Raw genomic sequence first — 5,416 nt, 5'->3', positions numbered from 1 at the left:
TGCCATTACTGATGAAGGATTAGCACATTTTAAAGCTGCTTATCCGAATGAAATAATCACTAAAGATGATTTGTTCTATTATGTTTATGGGATTTTACATTCAGAAGATTACCGTGCTCGTTATGCTGATAATTTATGCAAAGAATTACCTCGCATTCCTTGCGTAAAGAGTGCTGATGATTTTTGGAAGTTTGTAACAGCTGGGCGTGAACTCGGTCATTTGCACGTAAACTATGAAGATGTAGAGCCTTATCCCGTGATCTTTAAAAAGGGTAATCCAAAACAGACAGAAATCTCTAATCTCGAAAAATTCTATTATGTGACTGAAATGAAATTCGCAAAAGCAGGTAAAGAGAAAGATAAAACCACTGTTATTTATAATAACAATATCACAATAACAGATATACCTCTTGAAGCTTATGCGTATATCGTCAATGGTAAACCCGCTCTTGAATGGGTTATGGGGCGTCAATGCGTANCAGAGGGTTATTACCGTAAGTTTAGAGACAATGAAAATCGTTAAGAACCTACCAAAATTAGAACTAAGAGAAACTGAATAACTTATAAAGCATGTTCACATGATAGGCATGCTAAATTCACAAGGGGTATAGAGCTTATAACCATAATCTATACCTCTCTTGTTAAGTTGATTACATACAATCTTTAAAAAGAGTGCTTATATGCGTTATTCTAAAAAGAAGAAACTTGCACTTTTAGATACTCTTATTTGGATTGCCTTTAAGACTTTTAAGAAACCCTATCTAAAGTGAATTAAATTTTTTTACATTGCCTTTAAGAGGTTATACCGTAATCTAAAATGATAGCTTTGTTTAAACAGAGTTATGTATATTCATTTTCTTATATTACTTATAGGTTTTGAAGGTTTCTCACACCCTCAAAATACCTTCAAAAATCCTTTTTATATATATTACAGATTGTATTTACGTGTTGTGTGTAATATGGGTTGTTTATTTGAAAGATTAACTTATTGAAATATAATAACTTTTATTTTGGATTAAAAAATATATATAAAGTGGGGGGTAAAAAGACCCCCAAAAACCCCCATACCCCCCTAAACTCATAACCATAATAGTCTTAATAGCATTTTTATGATCATAAACCGTTTCTTTTGAAAGGCTTTAAAGGATCACATGTTTTTTTAAGACGTGGTTTAATCACTCACTAAAATCATAAGGTTATCTATTTAAATAAATTGATAAAAATTCATTAAAGGAATTTTGATAACGTAATCAGTTTTTACTTTCATACGCTTTTCATAAAGCACGTTTTAATCACTCACTAAAATAATCTATTTTGTCAGTTCAATTTACTGACACATAACTGACAAATATATATTATGAATTGAATTTATGGGTTGTCTTTTAATAAAGGTTGCATCATTAAAATTATAACCTATTGAAATATATTGATTTTAATTTTCTCTCATTAAAAAAATAATATAGGCTCTAAAAAGAACTGACAACACTGACACGGTCTATTAAAAGGGATTTTTCTAATCTTTATAATGATCAATCTCTTTTTAGATGTTTTCATAACAAGCAATAAATCGCAATTATTCTATTTATCAACTAGTTGTATAACATCATCTAAGGTATAAGTTTTCATGAATCTTCCCCTGCATACTCTTTAATTCTTTTGCAGAGAAATTCATAAAAATTACTTGCGTAATATTCAGAATCTTCAGATGTATACTTGAGATAGAGTGGGCATTCAGCATCCCGAAACTGCTTATAATCAAAATAAAAGGTTTCACCAAAATCAGTTGTGCAGATAACAAGTTGTTTGGGGTCCGTAAAGCCATCTCTTCTATCGAGCAAATTTCGGTAAACAATATCACCAGCAGGAATACCTGCACAGATTTCATAAATACTGAATATTTCTTCACCTCCAATTTCTCCTCCTCCATAATTTTTTAAAAAATTCTTATAGGAAGAGGTAAATTGTAAACCAAGAGTGTTCTCAGCTGTTTTAATCCGTACATCATCAGGGGCATTATCTTGAGTACCAAAATTAATAACATGACTATGCATATCAACATATTGTGCAACATCTGATAAAGTATAACTTTTCATAAATTTTTCTCCATAAGTCACAGCGTGTTTTTACTCATAATGAGTGCTCCTAATGATCAATCTTTTTCTACTATAGCCAATGGAATTGAGATGAGATTGATAAAATCATAAGAGATATGTTCTTGACGGAGCTCTTTTCTCATCTGTCTCTGTACAATCATCTCGCATTTACAATATATGATGGAATTAAAGGAGGTGATCATTAAAGTTTAGAGAGCGCCTTTTAGGGATATTATTTCAATATTTGCAATAATTACTCTTTCTTTTTTCCTACTTAGGAATTTTTTTTGAAATCCAACAAATAACTTTTCTGATAAAATTTGTCTTTGGATTCATAGGAGCAACCAAACTCCTGCCTTGATAAAATGAGTAGAGAACCTCAACGAGAGGACTATCTTGTTCTTGTGTCACAGGATGTAACATAATAGGTCTAAAATCGACTCCAATAGGTGCTCTTCCTGATACCATTCTTTCCACATTTGTACCCGTTACTATCTGTCCTTCTTCTTTCCAAGAAGAAACTGTTTCGGGCTCAAACAGTTCATCTTCCTGATAAACTTTTTGACTTTTAAATTCCACCGGCTCAGCTGCCCCCATACTTTTTTTCTTTATCCATTTCATGATTCATAATCCCCTCAATTTTTTCAAAATAATCAATTTATTCTTTGTTCTAAATAGACTTAAATAAACTCTCCTTCCAAGAGCGAGGTTATTCCTCGCTAGAAAGCTCTGAGTGATCATCAAAATCTTTTGCTACCCGTTCAATCAAAGCGTAGCTCACTTGCTTCACCTTTGCTACTTCTTTGGCTAAAGCTAATGCACGTTCAAGGTGGGTTTTGTTGATGCTCTCGTCAAAGCCTAGGTGATCACCTGCCGTAAAGCTTTTCTGATAAGATTGTAAGGTTTCAGCATCACCCAACAAAGCAAGAGCGCCAAGATGAAGTAAAGCATAATGTGCATCGTTTGCTTCAGACGTGGTGCTTTTTTCCCAAGGAGCAGCGCCATAATCAGAGCGAAGTCTTTCAGAAAGGTCAATGTCTGTTACCGCCCATTTTAGCGCGTCATCAAGTGCTTGCTTTAAGCGATCCGCAGTAACTTCTGGTTCAAAGATTTCTAACCCCTTTGCTTCAAAATTAAGCTGTATATCTGGAATATCTTCCGTGTGGGTAGGATCAATGAATTTACAAGCGGTGGAAAGAATGCCAGTACTAATCATAAAAGCGCTATCAAATTGTGGGTAATCTTTGGCAATTTCGTCGTTATAAAGAATGTCTACTTCACGATCAGCCAATTGATAGCTTGCCATATGGTCATTCTCATTGATTTTCTCGGTTGACCAGCCTAGGCTTTTTAAAAGTGCATGAGCACTTTCCATGGTGAGACGATCATCAGTGTCATCCGCTTCATCCACTTCCTCTGCCGCTTCAACAGCAGTTGTTTTAGAAGCAACAGATGCTGTTTGCGGATCCAAGCTCAAAATCGGAGCGTTTTTAGGAAAACCAGTCCGATAACGGCGTGCAAGAGCAAGGACGTTATCAATAATATGTGCTATGTTTTCCCTTATCAAAGCTGAAAAGTTTTTATCCTTCAAACTTTCCTTATAAAATTTGAGTTTTTCAACATCCCCAATAAGAATAAGTGCAATAAGGTGCAACTTCGCAAAATCATATTCACTGTCTGGGGACAAAGCCGCATAATCATAGATGATTTGATTCACATTTTGTCGATCAGCCCAGCACAAAATATCCGCACAGATCTGCTTCAGTTTACCTTCATCCAATTCAGTACTAGAAACTGTATAAAATTCTTCTGCCTCTTTGAGAGCTATATATTGGGGCAATCTAGGAAACATCTCTCTATGAGCAGTAGAAAAACTAAGTGTTGAAAGGGAAGCCTTAAATACAACAATCGGCTCTTCTTCATCACTTTGAAGGTTATACATTATATTGATGATAAGGTCTTTACTTACAAAATAAGCATTGCGATCATAGTTCTTATCTCGATAAACTGTCCACCCCATCCTTTTTAAGTCTTCAGAAACTGTATTAAGAAAAGACAAATCTTGCAAACTAAGACGATCATCTATGGCTTTTCGCTCATTAAAGATTTTCAGATGTCTTTCTGCAAATTCAACAGCGTGATTAACATACCCCTCCAGTTCTTCATCAAGATTTTGCAAATGCTCAGGAATCTTATCCTCTGCAATAGAATCTTGATAGGATTTTAGGACATCAATTTGACCTGTCAATGCTAAACAAGCCAAATGCCAAATCACAGCTGGATAATAGCTATATTTTTGGATAAGCGTTTTGCTTTCTATTGACGCTTGTAAATCTTGGGCACGTGCCCACTGTATCACCCGCTCAGAGATTTTTGTCAACTCTTGCTCATTCAATATCTCTACACAAATATCAATTCCTTTATCAACCCCACGAAAATTCTCTCCTCCAATCGTATTAAAAGATCGATAAATATCCGTAGGTCGTACAAGATTACGTTGTCCACAAAAATGAATATACAAGCAAGCCAAAGAAATCTCTTCATTAGATATTTCAGCTTCGAGATGAATATTGTACTGATCATAGAGATGTACAAAGCCAAAATCTAACTTAATAAAACGATCCGGCAAAACCAACCACATTTTCCCAAGCTCTGTGGCAAACCACCCTTGAATTTTAAAAATGCGAGTTGCTGCTGTAAGACTCATCGACCACTGTTTAGGTTTTTTACGCGCTAAAATGTCATCTAACTCCCCGTTTTTATAAGCTTGCGCAAAAAGAATGAGGCGCTCAATCCACCCTATTGTTTTGTAATCTGAAAATTCTGGTACATGTAATTGGGGTGTAAACTTAGAACTTTTTAAAGCCTCAATATCACCAAGTAATGCTTCTGCAACAGCAGAATGATTGGCTGCTTTTTCACGTAATTTTTGTTCAATATCTTGTGCTTTCGCCCAAGCGATAACCCTATTTAAAGATTCCTTAACATGGCTTTCTGAGAGATCTGAAGCTGTAACATCGAAATCCTCTTTCGCAGAAAACAGCGTATCTTCATACTTATCCTGTGATACTTCACCACTAGCATATTCCCAAGCAAGGCAATAAGCAGCAGTGGTAAGATCAGCCGATAGCCGAAATTTTCCCCCATCCTCTCCATAATCTACAACATCATAACTAATGCCTACAATGCGATCGGGAAGATGATAATGCGCAAACATACTACCATCTTCAGCACGATAAGGTTCCCAGCCAAGCGTTTTTAAAATCTCTGTCACGTCTTTAGTTCGCATCGCTATTCACTTTCATTCAAAAAGTCCTGGATAA

General features: G+C 35.3%; 3 protein-coding genes and 1 pseudogene. 1 reads left to right on the top strand and 3 read right to left on the bottom strand.

Features of this window, described 5'->3' with window-relative positions; translation table 11 throughout:
• Positions 1-560 (top strand): annotated as a pseudogene (locus ACFIL2_RS04370) (type ISP restriction/modification enzyme); the annotation flags it as partial.
• 1,062 nt (positions 561-1,622) lie between these two features.
• Here the strand turns inward: ACFIL2_RS04370 and ACFIL2_RS04365 are convergent.
• The 3 genes from ACFIL2_RS04365 to ACFIL2_RS04355 all read right to left on the bottom strand — a co-directional run bounded on the left by ACFIL2_RS04365 (position 1,623) and on the right by ACFIL2_RS04355 (position 5,382).
• A complete protein-coding gene (locus tag ACFIL2_RS04365) occupies positions 1,623-2,093 on the bottom strand; it encodes an SMI1/KNR4 family protein (RefSeq protein ID WP_375643470.1) in 471 nt (156 codons plus the stop codon).
• A 270-nt stretch (positions 2,094-2,363) separates the two neighbouring features.
• Positions 2,364-2,714 carry an HNH/ENDO VII family nuclease gene (locus ACFIL2_RS04360; RefSeq protein ID WP_375618707.1) on the bottom strand — a complete coding sequence of 117 codons (351 nt, stop codon included), beginning with the start codon at positions 2,712-2,714 and terminating at the stop codon, positions 2,364-2,366.
• 88 nt (positions 2,715-2,802) lie between these two features.
• On the bottom strand, positions 2,803-5,382 hold the full coding sequence (locus ACFIL2_RS04355; RefSeq protein WP_375679494.1) for a DUF6990 domain-containing protein: 2,580 nt from the start codon (positions 5,380-5,382) through the stop codon (positions 2,803-2,805).
• Positions 5,383-5,416 lie beyond the last annotated feature (34 nt).

The sequence above is a fragment of the Bartonella sp. AP30XZML genome (assembly GCF_042195945.1).
Lineage (GTDB): Bacteria > Pseudomonadota > Alphaproteobacteria > Rhizobiales > Rhizobiaceae > Bartonella.
Note: the sequence above shows the minus strand (reverse complement) of the source record. Positions and strands in the feature narration are given on the sequence as shown.